Origin of the sequence: Streptomyces sp. NPDC002889 (genome assembly GCF_042888425.1) — a bacterium.
GTDB lineage: Bacteria > Actinomycetota > Actinomycetes > Streptomycetales > Streptomycetaceae > Streptomyces.
Genome location: NZ_JBIAPT010000013.1, coordinates 228,218 through 254,426 on the forward strand (window position 1 = coordinate 228,218; position 26,209 = coordinate 254,426).

Annotated in this window: 24 protein-coding genes and 2 tRNA genes; 19 read left to right on the forward strand and 7 right to left on the reverse strand. The window is 69.6% G+C overall.

Going from position 1 to position 26,209, the window contains the following annotated elements:
• Window positions 1–30 precede the first annotated feature (30 nt).
• From ACFYWI_RS21515 to ACFYWI_RS21535, 5 genes are all read left to right on the forward strand, one after another.
• Window positions 31–2,205 (forward strand): ATP-dependent DNA helicase UvrD2, encoded by a 2,175-nt coding sequence (locus tag ACFYWI_RS21515; RefSeq protein WP_389234756.1) that lies wholly within the window; start codon window positions 31–33, stop codon window positions 2,203–2,205.
• A 165-nt stretch (window positions 2,206–2,370) separates the two neighbouring features.
• Window positions 2,371–2,694 (forward strand): hypothetical protein, encoded by a 324-nt coding sequence (locus ACFYWI_RS21520; protein WP_389234759.1) that lies wholly within the window; start codon window positions 2,371–2,373, stop codon window positions 2,692–2,694.
• A gap of 191 nt (window positions 2,695–2,885) precedes the next feature.
• Window positions 2,886–3,254 carry a WhiB family transcriptional regulator gene (locus ACFYWI_RS21525; RefSeq protein WP_389234763.1) on the forward strand — a complete coding sequence of 123 codons (369 nt, stop codon included), beginning with the start codon at window positions 2,886–2,888 and terminating at the stop codon, window positions 3,252–3,254.
• Window positions 3,251–3,574, forward strand: a complete 324-nt coding sequence (locus ACFYWI_RS21530; protein ID WP_389234766.1) for a hypothetical protein — start codon at window positions 3,251–3,253, stop codon at window positions 3,572–3,574. Before ACFYWI_RS21525 ends, ACFYWI_RS21530 begins: the two co-directional genes overlap by 4 nt.
• A gap of 96 nt (window positions 3,575–3,670) precedes the next feature.
• Window positions 3,671–3,871, forward strand: coding sequence for a hypothetical protein (locus ACFYWI_RS21535; RefSeq protein WP_389234769.1), 201 nt, complete (start codon window positions 3,671–3,673; stop codon window positions 3,869–3,871).
• A 15-nt stretch (window positions 3,872–3,886) separates the two neighbouring features.
• Here ACFYWI_RS21535 and ACFYWI_RS21540 read toward each other — a convergent pair whose 3' ends face one another.
• Entirely contained in the window at window positions 3,887–5,284 is a 1,398-nt protein-coding gene (locus ACFYWI_RS21540) for an ABC1 kinase family protein (protein WP_389234772.1), read from the reverse strand.
• 39 nt (window positions 5,285–5,323) lie between these two features.
• Window positions 5,324–6,502: a ThiF family adenylyltransferase gene (locus tag ACFYWI_RS21545; RefSeq protein ID WP_389234776.1), complete on the reverse strand. Its 1,179-nt coding sequence runs from the start codon at window positions 6,500–6,502 to the stop codon at window positions 5,324–5,326.
• 223 nt (window positions 6,503–6,725) lie between these two features.
• On the opposite strand from ACFYWI_RS21545, the gene ACFYWI_RS21550 reads away from it, so the two are divergent.
• The 4 genes from ACFYWI_RS21550 to ACFYWI_RS21565 all read left to right on the forward strand — a co-directional run bounded on the left by ACFYWI_RS21550 (window position 6,726) and on the right by ACFYWI_RS21565 (window position 10,544).
• A complete protein-coding gene (locus ACFYWI_RS21550) occupies window positions 6,726–7,349 on the forward strand; it encodes a M48 family metallopeptidase (RefSeq protein ID WP_389234779.1) in 624 nt (207 codons plus the stop codon).
• 107 nt (window positions 7,350–7,456) lie between these two features.
• Window positions 7,457–9,076, forward strand: coding sequence for a TerD family protein (locus ACFYWI_RS21555; RefSeq protein ID WP_389234783.1), 1,620 nt, complete (start codon window positions 7,457–7,459; stop codon window positions 9,074–9,076).
• Between the two features lie 13 nt (window positions 9,077–9,089).
• On the forward strand, window positions 9,090–9,770 hold the full coding sequence (locus ACFYWI_RS21560) for an AIM24 family protein (RefSeq protein WP_389234787.1): 681 nt from the start codon (window positions 9,090–9,092) through the stop codon (window positions 9,768–9,770).
• An 18-nt stretch (window positions 9,771–9,788) separates the two neighbouring features.
• A complete protein-coding gene (locus ACFYWI_RS21565) occupies window positions 9,789–10,544 on the forward strand; it encodes an AIM24 family protein (protein ID WP_389234792.1) in 756 nt (251 codons plus the stop codon).
• Window positions 10,545–10,663: 119 nt separating this feature from the next.
• On the opposite strand, the gene ACFYWI_RS21570 is transcribed toward ACFYWI_RS21565, so the two are convergent.
• Both ACFYWI_RS21570 and ACFYWI_RS21575 read right to left on the reverse strand, forming a co-directional pair.
• Entirely contained in the window at window positions 10,664–11,185 is a 522-nt protein-coding gene (locus ACFYWI_RS21570) for an NUDIX hydrolase (protein ID WP_389234796.1), read from the reverse strand.
• A complete protein-coding gene (locus tag ACFYWI_RS21575; protein ID WP_389234800.1) occupies window positions 11,182–12,612 on the reverse strand; it encodes a zinc-dependent metalloprotease in 1,431 nt (476 codons plus the stop codon). Before ACFYWI_RS21575 ends, ACFYWI_RS21570 begins: the two co-directional genes overlap by 4 nt.
• Before the next feature lie 190 nt (window positions 12,613–12,802).
• Here ACFYWI_RS21575 and ACFYWI_RS21580 point away from each other — a divergent pair, with 190 nt between their 5' ends.
• The 4 genes from ACFYWI_RS21580 (at window position 12,803) to ACFYWI_RS21595 (ending at window position 16,104) form a co-directional block, all read left to right on the forward strand.
• A complete protein-coding gene (locus ACFYWI_RS21580) occupies window positions 12,803–13,930 on the forward strand; it encodes an SDR family oxidoreductase (RefSeq protein WP_389234803.1) in 1,128 nt (375 codons plus the stop codon).
• Between the two features lie 164 nt (window positions 13,931–14,094).
• Window positions 14,095–14,553 carry a molybdenum cofactor biosynthesis protein MoaE gene (locus ACFYWI_RS21585; protein WP_389234806.1) on the forward strand — a complete coding sequence of 153 codons (459 nt, stop codon included), beginning with the start codon at window positions 14,095–14,097 and terminating at the stop codon, window positions 14,551–14,553.
• A 199-nt stretch (window positions 14,554–14,752) separates the two neighbouring features.
• Window positions 14,753–14,929 (forward strand): hypothetical protein, encoded by a 177-nt coding sequence (locus ACFYWI_RS21590; RefSeq protein WP_389234809.1) that lies wholly within the window; start codon window positions 14,753–14,755, stop codon window positions 14,927–14,929.
• An 83-nt stretch (window positions 14,930–15,012) separates the two neighbouring features.
• Window positions 15,013–16,104 (forward strand): PDZ domain-containing protein, encoded by a 1,092-nt coding sequence (locus ACFYWI_RS21595; protein ID WP_389234812.1) that lies wholly within the window; start codon window positions 15,013–15,015, stop codon window positions 16,102–16,104.
• Between the two features lie 58 nt (window positions 16,105–16,162).
• On the opposite strand, the gene ACFYWI_RS21600 is transcribed toward ACFYWI_RS21595, so the two are convergent.
• Window positions 16,163–16,720: a PPA1309 family protein gene (locus ACFYWI_RS21600; RefSeq protein WP_389234815.1), complete on the reverse strand. Its 558-nt coding sequence runs from the start codon at window positions 16,718–16,720 to the stop codon at window positions 16,163–16,165.
• A gap of 136 nt (window positions 16,721–16,856) precedes the next feature.
• On the opposite strand from ACFYWI_RS21600, the gene ACFYWI_RS21605 reads away from it, so the two are divergent.
• The 4 genes from ACFYWI_RS21605 (at window position 16,857) to ACFYWI_RS21620 (ending at window position 22,364) form a co-directional block, all read left to right on the forward strand.
• Window positions 16,857–19,748, forward strand: a complete 2,892-nt coding sequence (locus ACFYWI_RS21605; RefSeq protein WP_389234850.1) for a UPF0182 family protein — start codon at window positions 16,857–16,859, stop codon at window positions 19,746–19,748.
• Window positions 19,749–19,790: 42 nt separating this feature from the next.
• Window positions 19,791–19,864 (forward strand) — tRNA-Met (locus ACFYWI_RS21610).
• Between the two features lie 226 nt (window positions 19,865–20,090).
• The gene (locus ACFYWI_RS21615) at window positions 20,091–22,223 is read left to right on the forward strand and encodes a sel1 repeat family protein (RefSeq protein ID WP_389234818.1); all 2,133 of its coding nucleotides are present in this window, start codon (window positions 20,091–20,093) and stop codon (window positions 22,221–22,223) included.
• A gap of 67 nt (window positions 22,224–22,290) precedes the next feature.
• A tRNA-Met gene (locus ACFYWI_RS21620) sits at window positions 22,291–22,364 on the forward strand.
• Between the two features lie 171 nt (window positions 22,365–22,535).
• Here the strand turns inward: ACFYWI_RS21620 and ACFYWI_RS21625 are convergent.
• The gene (locus tag ACFYWI_RS21625; RefSeq protein ID WP_389234820.1) at window positions 22,536–22,952 is read right to left on the reverse strand and encodes a Fur family transcriptional regulator; all 417 of its coding nucleotides are present in this window, start codon (window positions 22,950–22,952) and stop codon (window positions 22,536–22,538) included.
• A 146-nt stretch (window positions 22,953–23,098) separates the two neighbouring features.
• Between ACFYWI_RS21625 and ACFYWI_RS21630 the strand changes: the two genes are divergently transcribed.
• On the forward strand, window positions 23,099–24,550 hold the full coding sequence (locus tag ACFYWI_RS21630) for a catalase (RefSeq protein ID WP_389234823.1): 1,452 nt from the start codon (window positions 23,099–23,101) through the stop codon (window positions 24,548–24,550).
• 75 nt (window positions 24,551–24,625) lie between these two features.
• Here the strand turns inward: ACFYWI_RS21630 and ACFYWI_RS21635 are convergent, their stop codons facing one another.
• The gene (locus ACFYWI_RS21635; RefSeq protein ID WP_389234826.1) at window positions 24,626–25,027 is read right to left on the reverse strand and encodes a cyclic nucleotide-binding/CBS domain-containing protein; all 402 of its coding nucleotides are present in this window, start codon (window positions 25,025–25,027) and stop codon (window positions 24,626–24,628) included.
• Window positions 25,028–25,733: 706 nt separating this feature from the next.
• On the opposite strand from ACFYWI_RS21635, the gene ACFYWI_RS21640 reads away from it, so the two are divergent.
• Entirely contained in the window at window positions 25,734–25,988 is a 255-nt protein-coding gene (locus tag ACFYWI_RS21640; RefSeq protein WP_389234829.1) for a hypothetical protein, read from the forward strand.
• Window positions 25,989–26,209 lie beyond the last annotated feature (221 nt).

Below are 26,209 nucleotides of genomic sequence, written 5' to 3' on the forward strand. Positions count from 1 at the left end.
GCACCACTGCCGACCTGGCAGCATGGCGGGGTGACAGCAGCAACGCACTCCTCTCTTTTCCCGCAGGTCCCCGAGTCGGCGGACGCGGTGCTCGACGGGCTCGACCCGGAGCAGCGCGAAGTGGCGACCGCCCTGCACGGTCCGGTGTGCGTGCTGGCAGGAGCCGGCACGGGCAAGACGCGCGCGATCACCCACCGCATCGCGTACGGGGTGCGTGCGGGGATACTCCAGCCTGCCAGTGTGCTGGCCGTCACCTTCACCAACCGCGCCGCCGGAGAGATGAGAGGCCGGCTGCGCCAGCTCGGTGCGGGCGGAGTCCAGGCCCGCACGTTCCACTCCGCCGCGCTGCGCCAGCTCCACTACTTCTGGCCGAAGGTGGTCGGCGGAGAGCTGCCCCGGCTCCTCGACCGCAAGATCCAGCTGGTGGCCGAGTCGGCCGCACGCTGCCGCATCCGTCTCGACCGCAACGAGCTGCGTGATGTCACCAGCGAGATCGAGTGGGCCAAGGTCACCCAGACCGTTCCGGCCGACTACCCTGCCGCGGTCGCCAAGTCCCTGCGCGACGCCCCGCGGGACCCGGCCGAAATCAGCCAGGTCTACGCGATGTACGAACAGCTCAAGCGCGACCGCTCGGCGATCGACTTCGAGGACGTCCTGCTGCTCACGGTCGGCATCCTCCAGGACCGCCATGACATCGCCGACCAGATCCGGCGTCAGTACCAGCACTTCGTCGTCGACGAGTACCAGGACGTCAGCCCGCTCCAGCAGCGGCTGCTCGACCTGTGGCTCGGCGACCGCGACAGCCTGTGCGTGGTCGGCGACGCCAGTCAGACGATCTACTCCTTCACCGGGGCCACCCCGGACCATCTGCTCAACTTCCGCACCCGCCACCCCGGGGCGACCGTGGTCAAGCTGGTCCGCGACTACCGCTCCACTCCCCAGGTCGTCCATCTCGCCAACGGGCTGCTCTCCCAGGCCGCCGGCCGGGCCGCCGAGCACCGCCTGGAGCTGATCTCCCAGCGCGACCCCGGTCCCGAGCCCGCCTACGTCGAGTACGGCGACGAGCCGGCCGAGGCCGAGGGCACCGCCCGCCGTATCCGCGACCTCATCGCCGCGGGCGTCCCCGCCGGCGAGATCGCAGTGCTCTACCGGGTCAACGCCCAGTCGGAGGTCTACGAGCAGGCGCTCGCCGACGCCGGAGTGCCGTACCAGCTGCGGGGCGCCGAGCGCTTCTTCGAACGCCAGGAGGTCCGGGAGGCCGGGGTCGCGTTGCGCGGCGCGGCCCGCGCCGGTGGCAACGACTCACTGCTCGACGACGCCGAGGACCTGCCCGCCCAGGTCCGGGCGGTGCTGTCCACCAAGGGCTGGACCACCGAGCCGCCCGCCGGTTCGGGCGCGGTGCGCGACCGCTGGGAGTCCCTGGCCGCGCTGGTCCGCCTCGCCGAGGACTTCGCCCGGGCCAAGCCCGGGGCGACCCTCGCCGATCTGGTCGCCGAGCTGGACGAGCGCGCAGCCGCACAACACGCCCCCACCGTCCAGGGCGTCACCCTCGCCTCACTGCACTCGGCGAAGGGCTTGGAGTGGGACGCGGTGTTCCTGGTCGGGCTCACCGAGGGCATGATGCCGATCACCTACGCCAAGACGGACGAGCAGGTCGAGGAGGAGCGCCGACTGCTCTATGTCGGGGTCACCCGGGCACGGCTGCATCTGTCCCTGTCGTGGGCGCTGTCCCGTTCACCCGGCGGCCGCGCCTCCCGCCGCCCCACCCGCTTCCTGAACGGTCTGCGGCCCGGCTCGGCCGTGCCGGGCAGTCGCGGGGCCGGCGGCGGGGGTGGCATCGAGCGCGGCAGCGGCAGCCGCCGCAAGCGGCGCGGCCCGGTGCTGTGCCGGGTGTGCGGCAAGACCCTCACGGACGCGGGCGAGATGAAGCTGATGCGCTGTGAGGAGTGCCCCTCGGACATGGACGAGGCGCTGTACGAGCGGCTGCGTGAGTGGCGCTCGGACCAGGCGAAGGAGCTGGGCCAGCCCGCGTACTGCGTGTTCACGGACAAGACGCTGATGGCGATCGCGGAGGCCGTGCCGGACAGCGAGGGCCAACTGGCCGGTATCTCCGGGGTCGGCGGCCGCAAGCTCGAGCGCTTCGGAGCCGACGTCCTGGCCATCTGCGCAGGTCAGGATCTTGGAGGCGGAGCCGAGAGTGACTGATACAAACTCGTCGAAAAAATAGTTTGCGCACGCCCCAGCCAGCCCCATAGGTTCTTAACCACGAACACGGGGCGGCTTCTTCGAGGCCCTGTCTTCGTGCTGTACTTATCCGAATAGCGTGACCGGCCCGGCCGGTCCCCGAGACGCCGAGAGGAGGCGATTCCAGTGATCAGCATCGACACCAGGTTCAACAGCACCGCCAAAATGACCGATCGCTCGGTCGTCTCCGCCTGCTCGCTCGGCTTCTCCGCTGTGTTCACCGGCACCGGTATGTCCGGCTTCTCCGCCGTGCTTCCTGCGTCCGGCCTGGGCGGCCTCCCCGTCCTGGAGCGCAATGAGCGACCGACCAAAGCACTGGAAGCAGGAGTAGCAGCGGCAGAGGCTCAGGCCTATGCCATTGCGGCTGCCAGTGCCGAAACCCAGCAGACGATGCAGCACCACACGAAGTGGGCCTTCCGCGGGCTCGAACCCTGGAGTGATCCAGCCTGATCCAGCATCAGGCCGGCGCCTTCAGGGCCGCGGAACCCCACCCGGGATCCGCGGCCCTTCTGTTTTCCCCAGCGGGATGACAGAGCGAAGGGGCCTCGGGACAAGCAGCACCCGGTACCAGCCCCCCCGGCACCGTCGGGGGACCCGCCACCGGCCACCAGCCGGAACGACCAGACGAGGAACAACACACCGTGCAACTCGAAGCGCACGCCCCGTCCGTACCGCCTTCCGAGACGATCTCCCCGCCCGCCTGCACCGAGGACTCCACCTTGACTCCCCTCACCGCGCTCACCGCGCTCGACGACGCCATCGAGAACCTCGGCGTACCCGTCCCCTGCCGCTCCTACGACCCGGAGGTCTTCTTCGCCGAGTCGCCGGCCGACGTCGAGTACGCCAAGTCCCTCTGCCGCACCTGCCCGCTGATGGAGGCCTGCCTCGCGGGCGCCAAGGAGCGGCGTGAGCCGTGGGGTGTCTGGGGTGGAGAGCTCTTCGTCCAGGGCGTGGTCGTCGCCCGCAAGCGGCCGCGTGGTCGCCCGCGCAAGAACCCGGTCGCGGCATGATCGCCATCGGAACCATCGACCGACCCCTCACGCACGATCCCAAGAAGCAGGCCCCGATGTCCTCTTCCACGAGCGAGCCGAACGGCTCCGCCACCCCAGCTGTCACCACCACCGGCGCGAACGCCTCGCGTCAGAACAGGACCCGCGAAATGCAACTCATCCCAGAAGCCCTGGCTCGCGCGCATATGAGCGAGCGCTTGCGTGAAGCCGACGCGGAACGCCAGGCCCTGCGCCTGGTCGCCGCGCGGCGGATGCAGCGCCGCGCCGAGCGCGTGTCCCTGCGCGCGCGCCGCGCACTGGCCATGGCCGTCATGCACTGACGCACAGCGCACTTCCCGGGGGGGCCGGTCCGTTCGGACCGGCCCCCGCGGTGCGTTGCACCTGCGGCCGGTCCCCCGCGGAGTTATCGTCACGAGGTGGACGAGCAGAAGACTCCTCACCCCGAACAGCAGGGCGCCGAGAGCGCGGTATGTTCCCGCTGCGGCGCGGTCGCCGAGGGAACACCGCCCACCTGGACCTTCTCCGTGGAGAACGGTGTCCGCCACTACTTCTGCGAGGACTGTGCGCGCGCCAACCTCAGAGCGATCGAGGGTCGTCTCGACTCGGACTGGTGGTGACGGCGCTCCCAGGCCCTACGCCTCGGCCGCCGCGCCTTCCGTCAGCTCTACCGGCTCCCCCTCGGGCTCGGCCCCGACTGCCTCCTCCTGCGGCAGGAAGCCGGGCAGCCACGACTCGAGCTCGTCCCGCAACCGCACGGTGGCGTTCAGCTGGCACAGCACCCCGATCGTGCTCAGGGTCACCCGGTGTATCAGCAGATACGCGGGCGGCAGGTTCAACTGCTTGCCCAACTGGTAGGCGGGGGAGCGGATGTCGGCGATCCGGGCGGCCTGGTGACGCATCCAGCTACGGGTGAAGGTGAACTCCTCCACCTCGGCCGGCTCGATGATCGGCAGCAGATAGTCGAGCACCGCGTCCGGATCGAGATCGATGGACTCCTTCACGAAGCCCGCCTCGCACAGCAGGCCGTAGACCGCCTCGGCCTCGCCCTCCAACGTCATCCTCAGACTCTCGCCGATGGTTCCCGGCAGCCCACCGGGCAGCCGGTCCACGGTGCCGAAGTCCAGCACGCCCAGGCGCCAGCCCTCGCCGTCCTCGTCGGGAAGCAGCCTGAAGTTCCCCGGATGGGGGTCCGCGTGCAGCAGTCCCGTACGAGCGGGGCCGGAGAAGAGGAAACGGGCCAGCAACTGGCCCGCGCGGTCCCGCTGCTCGGGTGTGCCGTCGGCGACAACCTCCGCCAGCGGTATGCCGTCGATCCATTCCGTCACCAGCACCTGATCGCACTGGTGCACCACATCGGGAACGACCACATCGGGATCGTCCGCGAACTCCGCGGCATGCTCCCGCTGGGCCTGCGCCTCCAGCTCGTAGTCCAGCTCCTCGGACACCCGGTCACGGAGCTCTGCGATCAGCGGCTTGATGTCCATCCCGGGAATCAGCGGGCCCAGCAGCCGTGCGAAGCGGCTCAACTGGGTCAGGTCCGACAGCAGAGCCTCCCCCGCGCCCGGGTACTGCACCTTGACCGCGACCTCACGCCCGTCGTGCCACACCGCCCGGTGCACCTGGCCGATGGACGCGGCGGCCGACGGCTTGTCCTCGAAGGCCAGGAACAACTCGCGCCATTGTTCGCCGAGCCGCTCGTCCAGCACCGCGTGGACCGTGCGCGTCGGCATCGGCGGCGCCGCGTCCTGCAGCTTGGTGAGCGCCGCGCGGTAGGGCCCCGCGACCTCCTCGGGCAGCGCCGACTCGAAGACGGACATGGCCTGTCCGAACTTCATCGCTCCGCCCTTGAGCTCACCGAGCACCTTGAACAGCTGCTCCGCCGTGCGCTGTTGCAGCTCCCGGGCCACGATCTCCGCGGACTTGCCGCCGATCCGCTTGCCCAGACCCCATGTCGCACGTCCGGCGAAACCCAGTGGCAGTGCGGCCAACTTGGCGGTCCGGGTGACCGCCTTCCGGGGAAGATCAGACATACGCCCCTCCAAATCCCAGACAGCGGTGCCGCATATGCCTTACGGCGTTACGTCGTTGACGGCCGTCAACCCGGCCATTGTCTCGTGTGTCGGACCGAACCCCGAGGTGTGCCCCCTCTCACTTTTCACCGCCGCGCTGCAGGGACAGTCGAGATGAGGCGCGACCGTCTCGGACCGCCAGTGCAGCAACGGCAGTGACACCTCCCACCGTGCTCCCACGCTCGTCGGCAGCTCACCGTCCAGAAACGACAGCGCGTGCGCCGCGGTCAGGCCGGCCACGGTCGTGGCCAGGGAGACATCACAGGCGGGCGGCACCGCCGTGCGGCGGCCGGAGCGCCACTGGGCCAGCAGCCTGGCCCGCCCAGGGTCCCGCTGCGCGCAGTTCCGTTCCAGACAGCCGGCGCAGGCGGAGCATCCGGGCAGTACCAGCGGGCCCACCACACCGGTCCCCTCGACAACACCGGCATACAGATGGGGAGTCCCGGTCACGATCCAGTCCTGCGCGCCGACAGGGTCGGGCGCGTAGGCGGCCAGCCCGTCGCGTGGTGCCACGACCACGAGCGAGAGACCCGGCTCGCCCCCGCCCGCGACCGCGCCCGGTGTTCCGGCCGGGTGCGGCGGACGGTCGGGCGCGCTGCGCCGCACCAGCCGGCGGGCGGCCGAAGCCCGCCGCTCACCGACCGCCTCCACGGGCAGCCCACCGGGGGCGACGTCACCGGGCTCCGTGCATCCGCCGTCCAGTACCTCGACCTGGCCCACCCCGGCGGCCGAGAGTGCCGCCGCGACCGCGGAGCCGACGCGGCCGGCGCCGCGCACCTGAACCCGTATCGCCCGCCGGGCGACAAGCCGTCCCATCCCGCCGCCCGGTTCGGGATGGATCACGGACAGTGACGCCAGATCGGGACGCAACCGCTCGAGCGCGCCGGTCCGTGTGCGCAAGGCGTCGGCCGCCGGCCCCCCGGCCGTCGGATCGTCCACCAGTCCCGCCGCTGCCAACCGCTTCACCAACGCGTCGACTCGGCCGTCCGGGAGCCCTATCGCCCGTGCCTGATCGCGCAGCAGGGGAAGGCCACGGGTGCCGTCCAGCAGCTCGATCAGGGAGCCGGTCGCCGTATCCACCGGTCCTACTGCCACCGCGTGCGCGGGCGTGACCCCGAACTGCACGGATTGACGATCTCGCCAAGCTCGCCTCAGGGCGGGCTTCATCATCGGATGCATATCCGCTTCCCCCGTCGGTCTCGGAACGTCACAAATGCCGCCCGGTCCGGGGGTCGGCACTTCGCTGATCCGATGTCAGAATGCCCGGTGGCTTCGACGAGTGTGAAAAGTTGTCCACAGGTGTGGGGTATTAGTCGTTCAAATGGTGCAGCCATGGAGTGGATCAAGTTCGAACCGTTCCCGAGGCGGGACTTCCCTCACTGACAGCGGGTAACGTCGGAGCGTGCCCCTCGATCCTTCCCCTCGCCTTGCCGGGGACACCCCACCGCACAGCGCGGGGAGTCAGCAGCAGGGTGCGACACGTCACCCGCCACGCGGATCGGGGACGAGCGCGGTCGAGGTCCGCAGGAGCACCCGGCGCAGCAGGACCGTCTCCGCCTACCGTGAGGGCGATCGCACCATCGTCCTGATTCCCGCCCGGATGTCCGAGGCGGAGGAGCGGCGCTGGGTGGGCGTGATGCTCGACAAGCTCGCCGCCCAGGAGAGCAAGCGCGTCCTCGGCGACGTCGAACTGACCGAGCGGGCCGAGCGGTTGTCCGCGCAGTACTTCGACGGTCGGGCAAAGCCGGCATCGGTGCGATGGGTGACGAACCAGAACACCCGTTGGGGCTCCTGTACTCCGGCGGAAGGCAGCATCCGCCTCTCGCACCGCCTGCAGGGCATGCCCGAGTACGTCGTCGACTACGTACTCGTCCATGAGCTGGCGCATCTGCTCGTGCCCGGCCATGGACCGCGGTTCTGGCGGCTGCTGGAGGCATACCCCCGCACCGAGCGCGCCCGCGGGTACCTCGAGGGCGTCGTCGCGGCCGACCGGCTCCCGCATCTGCCGGTCGCGCCGGGGGAGTGACGGTCGACGGTCCTGTACCGAATGTGTACCGGCTTGGCTCAATGTCGGACTCAGCCGTTAGCCTGGCGCGACGCATTCACATTCGGGATGGGGGACGGTCGTAACGCATGGCCAGGGAATTCCAACGCGGCCACAAGGCCAAGATCAGTGATCTCACGCCGGGGACGGATCTGTACGTAGGTGTGCAGATCGCGGCTCCTGGGCTGACCTTCGACATCAGCTGTTTCGGTCTCGATGCCAACGAGCAGCTTTCGGACGACCGGTACTTCATCTTCTTCAACCAGCCGAAGTCGCCCGAGGAGTCGATTCAGCTCCTGGGTGCGCAGGCCGGGGACACCGAATCGTTCCGCGTCACACTGGACAGCATTCCGGCGAACATCCACAAGCTCTCCTTCACCGCGACGATCGACGGCGCGGGGCAGATGTCGCACATCGGCCCGGGACACATCCGTATCGTCGCCGGCGGTGAGGAGGTCGTCCGGTACGCCTTCAACGGCTCGGAGTTCTCCACCGAGCGTGCGGTGATGCTGGGCGACTTCTACCTCAAGGACGTCTGGCGGTTCGCCGCTGTCGGCCAGGGCTTCGACGGCGGGCTCGACGCGCTGCTGAAGAACTTCGGCGGCGAGGTCGCCGAGGAGCAGCCGGCCGCGCAGCAACCGCAGGGCGCTGCACCGTCGTTCGCGCCGCCGCAGGCTCCGGCACCCGCCCCCGCGTTCGGTGCCCCGGCACCCGCCCCACAGGCCCCACAGCCTGCGCCCGCGTTCGGCGCTCCGGCCCAGGCCCCGGCGCCCGCCCCGCAGGCGAACCCGCAGATGCACGCCGCCCCGACGGTGGCCGCGCCGATGCCGCAGGGCACTGTGCCGCCCCCGGCGCCGGCCCCGTACGGACAGCCGCCGCAGCAGCCGCAGTTCGGCCAGATGCCAGGACAGGTTCCGGGCCAGGTCCCGCAGCCGGGCATGCCGTCGCCGTACGGCCAGCCGGCCCCCGCGCCGTACGGCCAGCAGCCCCCAGGCATGCCGCCGGGCGGTATGCCGCAGGGCGTTCCGCAGGGCCTCCCGCAGGGGGGCGCCGGTCTGCAGGCCGCGCTCCAGCCCTACCGCGAGACTCCCACCGGTCAGCGCTGGACCCCGCAGAACCAGCAGCTGATGCGGGTCGACCTGACCATGGGCGGCACTCCTGTCCTCGCCCGCCAGGGCAGCATGGTCATGTACCAGGGCAAGGTCGACTTCAGCTACAAGGGCGCCGGTTTCGCGGGCCGTATCGTCGGCAACGCCACCGGCCAGGAAATGCAGCTGATGCGCTGCTCCGGACGCGGCCAGGTCTTCCTCGCCGAGAACGGGGCGCATCTTCACTCCATCGAGCTGCAGGGCGACGGGATCTGCGTCTCCGCGGAGAACGTCCTCGCGTTCGACGAGTCGCTGCAGCACGAGGTCCGCCGCATCGAAGGCCATGGCATTCCCGGTGGCGCGCTGTTCACGATGATGTTCCAGGGCACGGGCACGGTCGTCGTCAAGACGCACGGCATCCCGGTGGTCCTGCCGGTCACGCCCACCACCTTCGCCGACTGCAACGCGGTCGTCGCCTGGTCGGCCGCGTCGCAGGTCATCCTCTCCAGCCAGGTCCGGCTGCGCCGCAACGCCTACCCGGGACACAGCGGTGAGACCGTGAACCTCCAGTTCCGGGGCGCCCCCGGCAACTTCATCGTCGTCCAGCCGTACGAGGTCTGAGGGAGCCCGGACAATGAATCAGCAACTCGCGGGCTTCGCCCCGACCCCGGTCGCGGCCCGGATGGAGAACCACGGCCGCACCATGCTCAAGGTCGCCATGGCCAGTGGCCAGGACCTGTACGCGCGCACCGGCTCGATGGTCGCCTACGAAGGCTTCGTGCAGTACGAGCCGAATCCGCCCGCCGTCCGCCAGATCGCCTCCCAGTGGGTGACCGGCGAAGGCACACCCATCATGAAGTGCTCGGGCGACGGCCTGCTCTACCTCGCCGACTACGGCGCGGACGTCGTCGTCATCAACCTCAACAACGACTCGATCTCGGTCAACGGCACCAATGTGCTGGCCTTCGACGCACACCTCCAGTGGGGCGTCGAGAAGGTCAAGGGCATGGCGAAGTTCGCCGGCCAGGGCCTGTGGAACGTGGAGATCGCGGGCACGGGATGGGTCGCCCTGACCTCGCGCGGTACGCCGATCGTCGTCGACTGCGGCCGTGGCGAGGACGAGACGTACGTCGACCCGGACGCACTTGTCGCCTGGTCCCCGAACCTGAAGGTGAAGGGAAAGCGCAGCTTCAAGGCCTCCTCGCTCGTCGGGCGGGGCAGCGGCGAGGCGTACCAGATGGCCTTCTCGGGCCAGGGCATCGTCGTCGTACAGCCGAGCGAGGACAGTACCGACCGCCTGCGGATCCGGCACTGAGGGGGAGGAGAACACACCATGCAGAGTCCGCTTTTCAGCTACGCCGAGCAGCAGTCCCAGGACCGGTACGTCGTGCAGAACCCGCAGTTGCTGCGGGTCTCGCTCACCGGCCACGACGACATCCTCGCCCGCAAGGGCGCGATGGTCGCCTACCAGGGCCTGATCGACTTCGACGGCGAATACCAGACGAGCAACCAGCGACGGGCCCGCGCCAACACCGGTGAGGGCCTGGACCTGATGCGCTGCTCGGGCCAGGGCACCGTCTACTTCGCCAACCTCGCGCAGTACGTCCACGTCGTGGACGTCGACCAGGAGGGCATGACGGTCGACAGCGCCTACGTACTGGCGCTCGACTCCACGCTGCACACCGAGGTCATCGCGGTGGACAGCCAGTACGGCATCTCCGGATCCGGCAAGTATCAGCTCAACATCTCCGGCCGGGGCAAGGTCGCGCTGATGACCTCGGGCCAGCCGCTGATGATGCAGGTGACACCGGACAAGTACGTCAGCGTGGACGCGGACGCGATCGTCGCGTGGTCGTCGGCGCTGCGGGTGCAGATGCAGTCCCAGACGCACTCGACGGGCATCCGCCGTCGCCGGGGCAACACCGGGGAGGGCTGGGAGCTCAGCTTCCTCGGCCAGGGCTTCGTGCTGGTGCAGCCCAGCGAGGTCATGCCGCCGCAGAACGCGGACCTCGGGCAGGGTCTGCGCGCCCAGTACGGCATGGGCCAGCAGGGCGCGCACGCCCAGAACCAGAACAACGCCTGGAACTAGGTCCGGTCCGGGCCCAGCCGCACATCATTTGCAAGGTCTCATGAAGAGGCCTCATGAGTGCCGAGGACCGAACGCGTAAGGGGCGCCCGCCCTGACGGTCGCCCCTTACGCGTTGGCTGCTACATCGCCGTGCGCGTGCGTTCCAGCAGTCGTACGACCGACGCGTCGGCCACGTCCGGCACCTCGTCGTACGCGAACCAGCGCAGATCCAGCGACTCGTCGCTGATCTCCGCGACGGCGCCGGCCGGAGCCAGCGCCGCGTACTGGACATCGAGATGCCAGTTGCAGGGCGCCGGAATCGGATGCCGGTCCAGGGAGACCGGACCTGCCGGCAGCAGCCTCAGACCACTGATCCCGGACTCCTCCGTCGCCTCGCGCAGCGCTGCCCGGGCGAGCGTCGCGTCACCCGGCTCGCAGTGTCCGCCCATCTGCAGCCACATGCCGAGCTTCCTGTGCAGTGTCAGCAGCACCCGCTCGCGCTCCGGATCGATCACCAGGGCGCTCGCCGTGACATGTCCGGCTCCGCAGGACTTCCACATGCCGTCCGGGTGCGCGAACAGATGGTCCAGATACAGCTGCCGGAGCTCCTCCTGGTGCTCGTAGGCCTTCAGTACGAGCACGGCGTCGTCGTGCAGGCTCACTTCTCGTCGTCGCCCTTGTCGTCGGTGCCGCGCTCGTCCTTACCGCCCTTGTCGTCCTTGGACGCTGCCTCGCCGAGCATCTTGTCCAGCTCGGAGAAGTCGAGCTGCTCGCGGTGGACGAAGCCGTCCGGGTCGTCCAGGTCCGTGGCCGTCGGAAGCATGTCCGGGTGCTCCCACAGAGCGTCGCGCCCGTCCATGCCGCGCGCGTCGGTGAGCGAGGCCCACAGCCGGGCGGCGTCCCGCAGCCTGCGCGGACGCAGCTGGAGACCGATCAGCGTCGCGAACGTCTGCTCGGCAGGACCGCCCGATGCCCGGCGCCTGCGCAGCGTCTCGCGCAGCGCTGCCGCGGACGTCAGCCGTCTCGACGCCGCCTCGTGCACCACGGCGTCCACCCAGCCCTCGACCAAGGCGAGCGCGGTCTCCAGCCGGGCCAGCGCCGCCTTCTGCTCCGCGGTGTCCTCCGGCTGGAACATGCCCTGCTGGAGCGCCTCCTGCAACTGCTCGGGATGCGTCGGATCGAACTGGCCGACCACGTCCTCCAGCTTGGTCGTGTCGACCTTGATCCCGCGCGCATAGCCCTCGACCGCGCCGAACAGATGGGAGCGCAGCCACGGCACATGGGCGAAGAGGCGCTGGTGGGCGGCTTCCCGCAGAGCCAGATACAGCCGCACCTCCTCCTTCGGCACCCCGAGGTCCTTGCCGAGCGCCTCGATGTTCAGCGGAAGGAGCGCGGCCTTGCCGGCCGGACCCAGCGGCAGGCCGATGTCGGTCGAACCGACCACTTCGCCCGCCAGCACGCCGACGGCCTGCCCGATCTGCTGACCGAACATAGCGCCGCCCATGGAGCGCATCATCCCGATCAGCGGGCCCGCCATGGCCTGCATCTCCTCGGGCAGCACATCGCCCATCGCCAGGCCCACCCGCTCGGCGACCGGGTCGACGAGCTGCTGCCATGCCGGGAGGGTCGCCTCGACCCACTCCGCGCGGCTCCAGGCGACGGCCGTGCTCGCGCCGGACGGCAGCGAGGTCGCGCCGTCCAGCCACAGGTCCGCCAGCCGCACGGCCTCCTCGACCGCGGTCCGGTCGACCGGACCCACGCTCGCGTCCTTGGTGCCGTCCGGCGTGCCCTGCGAGACCGTCTGGCGGGCGATCTGCTTGGCCATGTCCCAGTTGACCGGGCCGCCCTCGTAGCTCAGCATCTGGCCGAGCTGCTGGAAGGCCGCGCCCAGGTCGCTGGGGTTCAGGGAGCCGAACATGGCGGCGAAGGGGTTGTCCCCGCCGCTGTCCCCGAAACCGAACCCCCCGAAAGGATTGGCCGGGGATCCGCCGGAGCCCTGGCCACCTCCGGTGGGATTCTTCTTCTTGCCCTCGTCGCCGTTCTCCGGCTCCTCCGGCGGAAGGCCGAATCCGAATGGGGTGTCACTCACGGGTTTCCTCGGCTCGTAGGGCCACCGGCTGACTGCCGGCGGCGACTGCCTGACAACACCACAAGCGTAGACACCCGGGCCGCATATGGGCTCAGTGCTCCGCCGACGCGTGGGCTGCGGCAGGATGGACGCCACCTGGTGCGTATGCGTGAAGCGTGTACGTACTGAAGACAACCGCTGGAGACGCCTGGTGAGTTCCCCAGATCCGCAGGTTCGCGCAGCGCGAAACCACTCAACCGCGGCGCCCGGCCGCGGGCCCGCCGGCCGTGGCCCCGTCGTGGCGGTCACGGGTGCCGCCACGGGCGTCGGCGACCTGCTCACGAGGCGTCTTGCCGCGTCCGAGGAGGTCAAGCAGGTCGTCGCGATCGACGAGCGCCGGGGCGAGGTGTCCGAGGCGCAATGGCACATTCTCGACGTACGTGACCCGGCCATCGCGGAGAAGTTGCGCGGCGCCGATGTGGTGGTTCACCTCGCGGTGGACCTCGACCTGGAATCCGATCCCGCCGCGCGGAGCGCCTACAACGTACGAGGCGCCCAGACCGTGCTGACCGCCGCGGCGGCCGCCGGTGTGCACCGGGTCGTCCTGTGCACCTCCGCGATGGTCTACGGGGCGCTGCCCGACAACGACATCCCGCTCTCCGAGGACGCCGAGCTGCGCGCCACCGCCGAGGCCACCGGCGTCGGCGACCTGCTGGAGATCGAGCGCCTGGCCCGCCGGGCGCCCCGTGCGCACCCGGGTCTCAACGTCACGGTCATCAGGCCCGCCGTACTGGTGGGCGGAACCGACACCGCGCTCACGCGGTACTTCGAGTCGCCGAGGCTGCTCGTGGTCGCCGGATCACGTCCCACCTGGCAGTTCTGCCATGTCGAGGACCTGGTGAGTGCCCTGGAGTACGCCGCGCTCGAGAAGGTCGAGGGCGAGCTCGCGGTCGGTTGCGACGGCTGGCTGGAGCAGGAGGAGGTCGAGGAGCTCAGCGGCATCCGCCGTATGGAGCTGCCGTCGGCGGTCGCCCTGGGGGCCGCGGCCCGGCTGCACAGGATCGGGCTCACCCCGTCCCCGGCCGGTGACCTCGCGTACACGATGCACCCCTGGGTGGTCAGCGTCAGCAGGCTGCACGACGCGGGCTGGCGGCCGCAATGGACCAACGAGGAGGTGCTCGCCGCGCTGCTGGAGGAGGTCGAGGGCAGGCACACCGTCGCGGGCCGCCGCCTCGGCCGCAAGGACGCCACCGCCGCGGGCGCCGCGGGTGCGACGGTCGCGCTGCTGGGGACGGCCGCGCTGGTGCGGCGCGCTCGCAAGGCGCGCCGTCGGATCTAGGCGCAGTGCCAGGGGGCTGCGGGGGATCCAGGGACCTCCGTGGCCTCATGGGCTTCAGTGGGGGCAGGAGGCCGTACGGGATGGAGAAGGCTCCAAGCCGGCGTATGCGCGACCGGTCGATGCGGCTATTCCGTGTTGTCGGTGCCGTGGGGCACGATGGCTGCATGGCACCGACGAACGATCATCCCGGTGAGCAGGCGGCGCAGGATCCCATCCGTCTGCTTGCGATCCGTGACACCCCGCTCTCCGTCGACGAGGTCTTCGCCGCCGTCGGTGACGACGCGGCGGGCGGCACCGCGCTCTTCGTCGGCACCGTGCGTAATCACGACGGCGGCACCGACGTCGACACGCTGGGCTATTCGGCCCATCCGACGGCGGAGGCCGAGATGCGCCGAATTGCCGAGAAGGTGGCTGCGGAGTACCCCGTTCGGGCGCTTGCTGCTGTCCACCGTGTGGGTGACCTGGCCGTCGGGGATCTGGCCGTCGTCGTCGCCGTGTCGTGCCCGCACCGGGGCGAGGCCTTCAATGCCTGCAGGAAGCTGATCGACGACCTGAAGCACGAGGTGCCGATCTGGAAGCACCAGAAGTTCTCGAACGGCACCGAAGAATGGGTCGGCGCGTAGCGCCATCCTTGAGGGGTGGCGGACGGGTGGCGGGAGGGTGAGTCGGCGCGTGACGCCGTCCCTGAGAGGGCCGCGAAACCCGTTCGGACCTATGTGCCCCGATTTGCGTAACCGTACCCCTGCCGTGAGCGTTGAACTCGCGGATGACTAATCTGCTGATCACTCAGTCGAGTTGCTCGTGAGTAGGAGGGAGGTCGCAATGGCAGTTCTCGCATGGTTGCTGATTCCGCTTTTCGCTGTCATCGGTGCTGCGATATGGGCCGGCTGGGCCTCGCGCAACCGAGCTGCGGGGGACGTGGCCGAGCTTGCCGGTTATGCGCGCTTCCGTGACGCGATGGAGAAGACCGACCCCGATACCGACACCGTCAACCGCTGACACCGCCCTTACGCAGATGCCCCCCGGCCCGCACGGCCCGGCCCCGGCGGTGCGCTCACAGGCCCGTCCCGTACTGTCGTTCCATGCCACGCCGCACTGCGACGATGCTCGCCTCCACCCTCATCTTCATCGCGCTGCTCTGCGCAGGGGTGTTCTTTCCCGTGCCGTACTCGGAGATGTCGCCCGGGCCGACGGTGAACACCCTGGGTGCCGCGCGTGGTGAGCCGGTGCTCAAGATTTCCGGCCGCAAGACCTATCCGACTTCTGGCCACCTCAACATGACGACCGTCAGGGTCACCGGCGCGGACTACCGGATGAACCTCGTCGAAGCCGTCTACGGCTGGCTGGCCCACGACAATGTGGTGGTGCCGCACGACACGCTCTACCCGGGCGGCAAGACCGAGGAGCAGTCGACACAGGAGAACGCCGAGGAGTTCACCCAGTCGCAGGAGAGCGCCAAGGTCGCCGCGATGCGGCAGCTGAAGATCCCGGTGCAGTCCCGGGTCGTGGTCTCCTCCGTCGTCAAGGACACCCCGGCGGAGAACAAGCTGCACGCCGGTGACGTGATCCGCGCCGTTGACGGCACGCCCGTCAAGGCGCCCGCGGACGTCGCCAAGCTCGTCGTGAAGCACAAGCCCGGTGAGAGGGTCGCCTTCACGATCGTCCCGGCGGACGACGCAGCCGCCGCGGAGAAGGCGGGCAGGGAACCGCAGGGCACCGAGAAGATCACGATCACCACGGTGAAGGCGGGCGACGGCAAGGGCAGGGCGATCGTCGGCATCCAGGCCGGAACGGACCACACTTTCCCGTTCGGCATCGACATCAACCTCGCCGATGTCGGCGGCCCCAGCGCGGGTCTGATGTTCGCCCTCGGGATCGTCGACAAGCTCACCTCCGACCAGATGACGGGCGGCAAGTTCGTGGCCGGCACCGGCACGATCGACGACAGCGGCAAGGTCGGCCCGATCGGCGGGATCCGGATGAAGCTCGTGGGCGCGCGCGAGGCCGGCGCGCAGTACTTCCTGACGCCGGCCGACAACTGCGCGGCGGCCGCATCCGACGTCCCCGACGGACTGACGCTGGTGAAGGTGAGCACCATCGGCGACGCGACCAAGGCGCTCGCGAAGATCCGCTCGGGCGATGCGGCGGGGCTGCCCGCCTGCTCCGCAAGCTGACAGCACGGCGCAGGGCGCTGCTCCCCGGCCGGGGAGCAGCGCCCTGCGCCGGGCCCGGCTACGCCTCGAAGGTCGCCGACAGAGCCTCCGCCAGGCCCGGAACCAGATCGGCCCCGGTGAGGACCTCGTTCGGGGAGTCCTTCTCACGCAGGCGCAGGGCCGACTCGCGCGCACCGTCGCGCAGCACGGCCACCGTCATGCGGACCTCCTGCCGGTCCGGGTGACGGGCGACCCACTTGGTCAGGTCCGCCTCGTCGAGGCCGTCGGGAACGGCGTCCTCCGCGGACGGCGGCAGCATCAGCCGCTCCACCGTCAGCGCGCAGCCGGTCACTGTGTCGGGCCAGGCGATCGTGCCGAGAAACTCGTCCAGCGCGGTGCCGGCAGGGATCTCGTCCTGCTCGATCGGGGTGAGCGGCGCGGCCGCGTCGGCCTCGTCGAGACCGAGCTGGGCCGCGAGGCCCGGCTCCTGGGAGCGCAGCTGAGCGGTGTCGACGAGTGCGAAGAGGCGGGCGGGCTGGTCCCAGCCGAGCCCTGAGGCGTACTCATCGATCTCGAGCACGGCGCGGGTGAGGGGGCTCGCGGCCATCGGGGGGCCGGAAGAAGAAACATTGGACATGACCAATATCCTGCCTCCTTCCGGGCCCGGGACGGGAACTAGGTAAAGCCTCAGTAAGTTGCATGAGTGGGCTCTACGATCGCGGGGCCCGTTTCACACAACCGCGAACTTCGAGGTGCGCACGTTGGCTTTCCAGATGCCGGACCGCGGCGGAGGCCCGACCGGGCCACGGATCAGAGTGGGCCGGCCCTCCCGGCGTGTCCGCACCCTGCTCATGACACTGGGCGTCCTGGCCGCGCTGGCCATGGTGTTCGTCATGTTCGCCGGGTTCTGGACCGACTGGCTCTGGTACCGCTCCGTCAGGTACTCCTCCGTCTTCACCACCACGCTGTGGACCAAGATCGGCCTGTTCGCCGTCTTCGGTCTGCTGATGGCAGCGGCCGTGGGGGTGAACATCTGGCTGGCGCACCGGCTGCGGCCGCCGCTCAGCGCGATGTCACTGGAGCAGCAGAGCCTCGACCGCTACCGCATGGGCATCGCCCCTTACAAGAAGTGGGTGCTCCTCGCGGTCACCGCTCTGGTCGGGCTGATCGCCGGCGCCTCCGCCACCAGCCAGTGGCGTACCTGGCTGATGTGGGTCAACGGTGTGTCCTTCGGTCAGAAGGATCCGCAGTTCGGCATGGACGTGTCGTTCTTTGCCTTCGACCTGCCCTGGTACCGGTTCCTGCTCGGCTTCGGCTTCGCGGCCGCCGTGCTGTCGCTGATCGCGGCCGCGCTGACCCACTATCTGTACGGCGGGCTGCGTGTCACCAGCCCCGGCGCGCGGGCGACCGCCGCGGCCACCGGTCATCTGTCGGTGCTGCTCGGGGTCTTCGTCTCGCTCAAGGCCGTCGCGTACTGGCTCGACCGCTACGGGCTCGCCGTGAAGTCCAGCGATTTCAAGGCGACCAGCAACTGGACGGGTCTGCGGTACGTGGACGCGAACGCGTACCTGCCGGCGAAGACGATCCTCTTCTGCATCGCCATCATCTGCGCTCTGCTGTTCTTCGCGACGCTGTGGCGCCGCACCTGGCAGCTACCGGTGATCGGCTTCGGACTGATGGTGCTGTCGGCGATCCTGATCGGCGGCCTCTACCCGGCGATCGTGCAGAAGTTCCAGGTCCAGCCGAACGAGCAGGCCAAGGAAGCCGAGTACATCAGGAAGAACATCGATGCCACCCGCAAGGCGTACGGCATCGACACCGTCAAGCCCACCGACTACTCGGGCACGGGCGCGCTCAGGCCGGGCGAGCAGCAGCGCAAGGAGGCCGCGTCGGCGGCCAGTTACCGGATCAACGACCCCAACATCGTCTCTCCGACCTTCCAGCAGCTGGAGCAGGAGCGGAAGTACTACCAGTTCCCGCAGACCCTCGACGTCGACCGCTACAAGGGCCAGGACACGGTCATCGGTCTGCGTGAGCTGAACCTCGCCGGGGTCGACAAGCGGAACTGGATCAACGACCACTTCACGTACACCCACGGCTACGGCGCGGTCGCGGCCAAGGGCACGGACACGGCCGCGGGCACCTCGGGTGCCCCGGACTTCATCGAGTCGGGCCTTCCGTCCAAAGGCAGCCTCGGCGACTACCAGCAGCGGATCTACTACGGCGAGAAGACCTCGCAGTACTCGATCGTCGGCGGGCCCCAGAAGGAGCTCGACTACGAGGAGGACGGCGGGGGTCAGGTCACCACGAGCTACAAGGGCAAGGGCGGCATCGACCTCTCCGGCCCGCTCAACCGGGCCGCCTACGCCGTCGCGCTCAGCGAGCCGCAGATCCTCTACTCGGGCGCGATCGGCGAGGGTTCGAAGATCCTCTACAACCGCACGCCCAAGGAGCGTGTCGAGGCGGTCGCTCCGTGGCTGACCATCGACGGCGACGCATACCCCGCCGTGGTGGGCAAGCGGATCCAGTGGGTCGTCGATGCGTACACGACCACCAACGGCTACCCGTACGCCTCGCGTACGACGCTGGGGTCCACCACCGCGGACTCGCTGACCGACCGGCAGCGCGCCGTGGTGGCGCAGCAGAACCAGGTCAACTACATCCGCAACTCGGTCAAGGCCACCGTCGACGCCTACGACGGCACCGTCACGCTGTACGAGTGGGACGAGAAGGACCCGGTCCTGAAGACCTGGATGAAGGCCTTCCCCGGCACGGTCAAGGCGAAGGGCGACATCCCGGCCGACCTGAAGGCCCATCTCCGGTATCCGCAGGACATGTTCAAGGTGCAGCGCGAGCTGCTGACCCTGTACCACGTCACTGAGCCCGACCAGTTCTACAACGCGAGTGACGCCTGGCAGGTACCGAACGATCCGACCAGGACGACGGACAACCAGGCGGTTCCGCCGTACTACCTGTCGATGAAGATGCCGGGTCAGGACGCTCAGCAGTTCTCACTGACGACGACGTTCACCCCCAGCGGCCGGCCCAACCTCCGTGCCTTCATGGCGATCGACGCCGATGCCAACAGTGCGGACTACGGCAAGATCAGACTGATGCGGGTGACGGACGACAAGGTCGACGGTCCCGAGCAGGTCCAGAACAGGCTCAACCAGTACCGGCCGGTCGCCAACTTCGTCCGGGACCTCAAGGGCGCGGACTCGACGATCAAGTACGGCAATCTGCTGACGGTGCCGCTGGACAGCGGATTCCTGTACGTCGAGCCCATCTACGCCCAGGGCCGTGGCTCGGAGTACCCGCTGCTGAGCAAGGTGGCGGTCGTCTACGGCGAGAAGATCGGCTTCGGCGACAACCTGAGCGATGCGCTGAGCCAGGTGTTCGGCGCGGACGGCGCGGACACGACGCCGCCGACCACCCCGCCACCGGGCGACGGCACCACCGAGCCGCCGGCGACGGGTGACGCGGCTCTCAAGGCCGCGATCGCGGACGCGCAGAAGGCGTACGACGCGGCCAAGGCGGCGCTCGAGAAGGAACCGACGGACTGGGCCGCGTACGGCAAGGCGCAGGCCGACCTGGAGGCGGCGCTGCAGCGTGCGGCCGATGCGCAGGCCAAGCCTGACTCCAAGGCTCCGGCAGAAGGGGACTGAGCAGGGCCATCCCCGCGTCGTGGTACGGTTGCAACACAACGACGCGGGGTGGAGCAGCTCGGTAGCTCGCTGGGCTCATAACCCAGAGGTCGCAGGTTCAAATCCTGTCCCCGCTACTCGAAGAAGAGGGCCCGGATCCTTGAGGATCCGGGTCCTCTTCATGCTGTCCCGTACCTGTGCGGCGCACTTCCGAGTGGCTTGTCGCGTGAAGTGCGTGCCGCGGGGCACGAGTTGAGGCAGGGCGTGTTTCACTTGTCGTTCTGTGGGCATGTCGACAAAACGCTGAAGTGACCTCACTGGCCGCGGTATACCAGGTGTACGCGGGTTACAGGTGGTGCGACGATGGAATCTATGGGGGACAGGGCAACGCTGTTGGAGACAGGGCGGTTTGTGCAGCCGCATGCGGGGGACGCGCGCGACGAGATCAGCGCTGCCGGGCGCATCGACAACGTTGACAACGCGGGAGCGGCCGGCGCGGCGGGCACCGATGCGGTGGAGACCGCCGGGGCCGAGGCCCGGCATCGCAGCGCCGCCGACGGCGGCGACACCGCGTCGATGAGCGTGCTCGGTGCGCTGCTGCTGCGCCGCGGCGACCTGGACGGCGCCGAGCACTATCTGCGCGGTGCCACGGCAGAGGGCGACCGCGCCGCCGCCAACAACCTGGGTGTCCTCCTTCATCAGCGTGGCTACGCCGACGAGGCGGCCGGATGGTGGCGCATCGCCGCCGTCGCCGGTTCCGCGGCGGCGGCGCACGCCCTGGGGCGCCACTTCCGCGAGCGCGGCGACGAGCCCGCCGCGGAGTACTGGCTGCGCCAGTCCGCCGAGCAGGGCCACGCGCTGGGGGCTTACGCCCTCGCCGATCTTCTGGAGCACCGCAGCGACGTGGGCGCGGAGCGCTGGCTGCGTGCCGCCGCCGAGCAGGGCCATCGCGAGGCCGCGTACCGCCTCGCCCGCACGCTGGAGCGCCGTGCGGCGGCGCAGGCCGGCAGTGGTGAGGACACGGGCACTCTGCGGCTGGGTGTCCCCGCGGACACCGGCATGGGGCGCGCCGGTGCCGCGCGTCAGGCGGGTGGCCGTGCCGGCGTCGCCCGCGCCGACGGGGACATGGCCGAGCGAGGCCGTACGGGCGGTGCCGCGGACAGCGCGAGCGGTGAGGTTCGCTCCGGCCTGCCCGGGCGCCCTGATGACGCCGGGCTTCAGGCTCGTCCCGGTGGGGACGCGGCCGGTCCGGACGCACCCGACAGCGCGGGCGAAGGCGAGCCCGCGCTGCTCGACGAGGTCGCACAGTGGTTCCGGCAGGCCGCCGCGCGGGGACACCGCCGTGCCGCGCTGCACCTCGGGGCCATCCTCGAGCAGCGCGGCGAGCTCAAGGAGGCCGGGCGCTGGTACCTCTCCGCGGCCAAGGACGGGGAGGCCCGGGCCGCTTGTGCGCTCGGGTTCCTGCTGCGCGACGCCGGGGACGAGGAGAGCGCCGCCGTGTGGTGGCTGCGCGCTGCCCAGGACGGCGACGGCAATGCGGCCAACGCCCTCGGCGCCCTGCACGCAGCCCGCGGTGAGCACCAGACCGCGGAGCGCTGGTACCGCGCCGCCATGGACGCCGGTGACGTGAACGGTGCGTACAACCTCGGGCTGCTCTGTGCCGCCCAGGACCGTACGCCCCAGGCCGAGCAGTGGTACCGCCGCGCCGCCTACGCAGGGCACCGAGAGGCCGCCAACGCACTCGCCGTCCTGCTCCTGCAGGCCGGCGACGCGAGCGGCGCCGAGCCGTGGTTCTCCAAGGCCGCGGAGGCAGGCAGCGTCGACGCCGCCTTCAACCTGGGCATCCTCCACGTCGGTCGCGACGACGACCGCACCGCACTGTCGTGGTACGAGCGGGCCGCGGCCCAAGGCCACACCGAGGCCGCTCTCCAGGTCGGCATCGCCCTGCTCAGGGACGGTGACGAGCACGGCGCCGAGCGCCATCTGCGGTGTGCGGCGGGCGGCGGCAGTGCCGAGGCAGCCTTCCGGCTCGCCACCGTGCTCGACTCCCGTCAGCCGCCGTCCGCACCACCGGCCCTCGGTGAGCCGATGACGGAGAAGAGCGAGTGCGAGGAGTGGTACGAGCGGGCCGCCGAGCAGGGGCACCGGCGTGCCCAGGTGCGCGTCGGCATGCTCGCGGCGGCGCGCGGCGACATGGCCGAGGCCGCCCGCTGGTACCGGCAGGCCGCGGAGGCCGGCAGCCGTAACGGCGCGTTCAACCTCGGGCTGCTGCTCGCTCGCGAGGGCAGCGAGCGCGAGGCGGCCCTGTGGTGGGCCCGTGCGGCCCGGGCCGGGCACGGCAGGGCTGCACTGCGTCTCGCGCTGCTCGCGGCGCGCAGGGGCGAGCTGACCGAGGGGCAGCTCTGGTGCACCAGGGCGGTCGAGCTGGGGCCCGCCGAGGTGGCGGAGCGGGCCGCGCGGCTGCGCGAGGCGCTGCTCCAGGAGCTCACCGCGTAGTGTTGCGCAGGTCACCTCACAGTGATTTGCGCTGGTCGGCGGGGGCCCGTAAGGTTGGGTTCACCGACGCGGGGTGGAGCAGCTCGGTAGCTCGCTGGGCTCATAACCCAGAGGTCGCAGGTTCAAATCCTGTCCCCGCTACTCACAGCCGAAGGCCCGGATCCTCAAGGATCCGGGCCTTCGGCGTGTGCGCGTCGATTCACAGGGCCGATGGTGCGGCGATCGTATGCGGCGTTCTGCATGCGGCGATTCGCGCGTCCGTGGATGCGCGCAACCCCCGGCGTGTGTGCCGGGGGCTGCGAAAGCCGGGTGCTACGCGGATGCGCAGTTCGGGCAGGTGCCGCGGTACGTCACCTCGACGTCCGAGACCGTGAAGCCGAAGCGCTCCGTGTCCGGGAGGTCGGCCAGCGGATTGCCCGACGGGTGTACGTCACGGATCGCGCCGCACTGAGCACACACGAGGTGCTGATGCGGTCGGTGCGCGTTCGGGTCGTAGCGCTTGGCGCGACGGTCCGTCGAGACCTCGAGCACCTCGCCGAGGCTCACCAGTTCGCCCAACGTGTTGTACACGGTCGCCCGGGAGATCTCCGGGAGTCTCTTCACGGCGCGAGCGTGCACCTCGTCGGCCGTCAGATGGACATGTTCGCCGTCGAGGACCTCGGCCACGACGCGCCGCTGGGCAGTCATGCGCCAGCCGCGTCCGCGGAGTCGTTCAAGAAGGTCACTCATAAGGACCAGCCTAACAGTGGTGGGAGCCAGGTCCCGAACGGGTGTGACTTTAGATGCTTGCTTGACTTAGACAAAGTCCATTGTAGGATCGCAGTCAGGAAAACGCCGAGGGACAGGACTCGCAGGCAATGACGCAGGAGGCGCACGTGACGCTAGGACCGCTCACCACGGAGGCCGGAGCGCCGGTCGCCGACAATCAGAACAGCGAGACCGCGGGCGTCGGCGGGCCGGTTCTGGTGCAGGACCAGCTGCTGCTCGAGAAGCTCGCGCACTTCAACCGTGAGCGCATCCCGGAGCGGGTCGTCCACGCGCGCGGCGCCGCCGCCTACGGCACCTTCACGCTGACCCGCGATGTCTCGCAGTGGACGCGCGCCGGGTTCCTTTCCGAGGTCGGCAAGCAGACCGAGACCTTCCTGCGGTTCTCGACCGTCGCGGGCAACCTCGGGTCCGCCGACGCGGTGCGTGATCCGCGCGGCTGGGCGCTGAAGTTCTACACCGAAGAAGGCAACTACGACCTCGTCGGCAACAACACCCCGGTGTTCTTCATCAAGGACGCCATCAAGTTCCCGGACTTCATCCACACCCAGAAGCGCGACCCGTACACCGGCAGCCAGGAAGCCGACAACGTATGGGACTTCTGGGGTCTGAGCCCGGAGAGCACCCATCAGGTGACGTGGTTGTTCGGCGACCGCGGCATCCCCGCCTCGTACCGTCACATGAACGGCTACGGCTCGCACACCTACCAGTGGAACAACGAGGCCGGCGAGGTCTTCTGGGTCAAGTACCACTTCAAGACCGACCAGGGCATCAAGAACCTGACCACGGACGAGGCCAACCGCCTCTCCGGCGTGGACCCGGACTCCCACCAGCGCGATCTCCGCGAGTCCATCGAGCGCGGTGACTTCCCGACCTGGACCGTGCAGGTCCAGATCATGCCGGCGGCCGAGGCGGCGGACTACCGCTTCAACCCGTTCGACCTGACCAAGGTCTGGCCGCACGAGGACTATCCGCCGATCGAGATCGGCAAGCTGGAGCTCAACCGCAACCCGGAGAACGTCTTCGCGGAGGTCGAGCAGTCCGTCTTCAGCCCCGCGCACTTCGTGCCGGGCATCGGTCCCTCCCCGGACAAGATGCTCCAGGGCCGCCTGTTCGCGTACGGCGACGCACACCGCTACCGCGTCGGAATCAACGCAGACCACCTGCCGGTGAACCGCCCGCGCGCCACCGAGGCGCGCACCAACTCCCGTGACGGCTTCCTGTACGACGGTCGCCACAAGGGTGCGAAGAACTACGAGCCGAACAGCTTCGGCGGACCGCGCCAGACCGACCGCCCGCTGTGGCGGCCGATCCCGGTGTCCGGTGCCACCGGCGACCACGAGGCGCCCGCGCATGCCGAGGACAACGACTTCGTCCAGGCGGGCAACCTCTACCGCCTGATGTCCGAGGACGAAAAGACTCGTTTGATCGAGAACCTTGCGCAGTTCATCTCGAAGGTGTCGCGCGACGACATCGCGGAGCGCGCGGTCAACAACTTCCGTCAGGCGGACGGAGACTTCGGCAAGCGGCTCGACGCCGCGGTCCAGGCTCTTCGCGGCTAGGACCTGGGACCGGCTGCCGTCGAGCGGAGGGCCGGATCCCTGACCCCCTGGTCAGGGATCCGGCCCTCCTGTCGTTCAGCCGGTCAGAGTGGCCGTCCGGCGCCGGACCGGGGCCCAGCAGCGGATGATGTCGCGCACGGAGACGACGCCGACCGGGCCGCCGTTCTCCAGCACGATCAGATGACGGAAGCCGCCGTGCGCCATTGCCTCGGCCGCCTCCTCCAGGGTCCAGGACGGTGCGGCGAAGACGACGTCGGTGGTGGTGTGGGTGCCGGCGGTCTCCCGGTCGGGGTCCTGCCCCATACCCACCGAATTGAGGATGTCGCGCTCGGTCAGAATGCCGAGTCCGTCGGCGTCGGTGTCGAGGACGACCGCTGCGCCGATGCATCGCGCGGCCATCAGGCGGGCTGCCTGGCGGAGTGTGTGTGCGGGTCCGATGGTGAGGACCACCGTGCTCATGGCGTCACGGACGAGCATGGACGGAGCCACCTCCTTGGTGGATCGGGCCGTTAGAGAACCGATTCACAAGTTCACAAGTGGGGGGACTCTCAGAGTCGCAGTCCTGAGGGACGGCAGCAAGAGGGCGCGCATGACCCGATGGGGCGGCGCGGAGAAGGCGCTGATGAGGGGCGTACGCCGGTCGCCGCTGTGCCAGGGCCGCGCCGGGGCGGGTCGGTACCGCGTCGGTACCGTCCCGGCGCCGGCCCGGAAACCGTCCCGGCCGCCGCGCCGAAGCCTGCTCAGTAGCGCTGGAAGTGACGCGCCGGATCCCTGGCCAGGGCCTGAGTTGTCGATCGATCGCCTGAGCTGCGGATGAGCTGTCGGCGGTTGTCGTCGTCGGTCACCGCTGAGCGCCCCCGCACGGCCCCGGAGACGGCCCGAGTGGGGGTGCTGCGCCGTGTGCGTCTCGATGCGAACTACCGGCATGACGGTGGCTGACGTTCGGGTGTGCGCTTGGCTGCCGTAAGCCACGGGCTGCCCCTCTCGTCCCGAACTACCGGCGGGGAGGTCGCTGAGGTCTCCCGGGCTGGTCAGCCGTGGGCTTGTGTCCGTTGTCGGTCGCCATCGGTTGCTGTAGATGCTGCATTCGCTGCTGTACGTTGCCTCACGCCACGGCGCCTGCGTACGGCGGCTGGCTCAGCCACATGGGCGCAGAGCTGCCTCGGAGTACAGGGTGGAGTACATGAGCCAAGTACTTGTAACAGCCCTGATGGCCGATGGCCGACACCTCGAGGTAACCCGCATCACCGCATTTAAGGAGCCATGGCTCTCCTTGGAACCAGACCAGAACCTGACGGGTGACGGCCTCCGCATGGACCTGGGAGAAAGGCTAAGGCAATACCTGATGGAGAACGGCGGCCGGGCACTCGTGCTGCACGGCCCCGATGAAGTGATGGTCTGCCCGCCTGGGAGCATCCCTCAGTTCCGAGTGGTGTAGCGCAGACACCGAGGTCGGCGGAGTCTGATCCGAAAATCCAGCACTTCCGCAGCTCATGTTGAGCTGGCTGACCGCTCGTTCTGGCACGGATCTGGCACGCGGGCCGCCGCCGACACCTGCCTTGTAAGTTCGATCGGGCACCACGCGGCGCCGCCTCGGCCCTGGACGACGTAGCCGCCCGTGGTTGCTCTGGACTTCTGCTGTCCGCCGACGTTGATGTC

Excerpts from the sequence above, each read along its gene's own strand:
- ACFYWI_RS21530 (WP_389234766.1), top strand. The coding sequence starts at position 3,251 with ATGATCGCCATCGGAACCATCGACCGACCCCTCACGCACGATCCCAAG.
- ACFYWI_RS21540 (WP_389234772.1), bottom strand. The coding sequence starts at position 5,284 with ATGTCTGATCTTCCCCGGAAGGCGGTCACCCGGACCGCCAAGTTGGCC.
- ACFYWI_RS21545 (WP_389234776.1), bottom strand. The coding sequence starts at position 6,502 with ATGCATCCGATGATGAAGCCCGCCCTGAGGCGAGCTTGGCGAGATCGT.
- ACFYWI_RS21555 (WP_389234783.1), top strand. The coding sequence starts at position 7,457 with ATGGCCAGGGAATTCCAACGCGGCCACAAGGCCAAGATCAGTGATCTC.
- ACFYWI_RS21560 (WP_389234787.1), top strand. The coding sequence starts at position 9,090 with ATGAATCAGCAACTCGCGGGCTTCGCCCCGACCCCGGTCGCGGCCCGG.
- ACFYWI_RS21565 (WP_389234792.1), top strand. The coding sequence starts at position 9,789 with ATGCAGAGTCCGCTTTTCAGCTACGCCGAGCAGCAGTCCCAGGACCGG.
- ACFYWI_RS21585 (WP_389234806.1), top strand. The coding sequence starts at position 14,095 with ATGGCACCGACGAACGATCATCCCGGTGAGCAGGCGGCGCAGGATCCC.
- ACFYWI_RS21590 (WP_389234809.1), top strand. The coding sequence starts at position 14,753 with ATGGCAGTTCTCGCATGGTTGCTGATTCCGCTTTTCGCTGTCATCGGT.
- ACFYWI_RS21595 (WP_389234812.1), top strand. The coding sequence starts at position 15,013 with ATGCCACGCCGCACTGCGACGATGCTCGCCTCCACCCTCATCTTCATC.
- ACFYWI_RS21600 (WP_389234815.1), bottom strand. The coding sequence starts at position 16,720 with ATGTCCAATGTTTCTTCTTCCGGCCCCCCGATGGCCGCGAGCCCCCTC.
- ACFYWI_RS21605 (WP_389234850.1), top strand. The coding sequence starts at position 16,857 with ATGCCGGACCGCGGCGGAGGCCCGACCGGGCCACGGATCAGAGTGGGC.
- ACFYWI_RS21615 (WP_389234818.1), top strand. The coding sequence starts at position 20,091 with ATGGAATCTATGGGGGACAGGGCAACGCTGTTGGAGACAGGGCGGTTT.
- ACFYWI_RS21625 (WP_389234820.1), bottom strand. The coding sequence starts at position 22,952 with ATGAGTGACCTTCTTGAACGACTCCGCGGACGCGGCTGGCGCATGACT.
- ACFYWI_RS21635 (WP_389234826.1), bottom strand. The coding sequence starts at position 25,027 with ATGCTCGTCCGTGACGCCATGAGCACGGTGGTCCTCACCATCGGACCC.
- ACFYWI_RS21640 (WP_389234829.1), top strand. The coding sequence starts at position 25,734 with ATGAGCCAAGTACTTGTAACAGCCCTGATGGCCGATGGCCGACACCTC.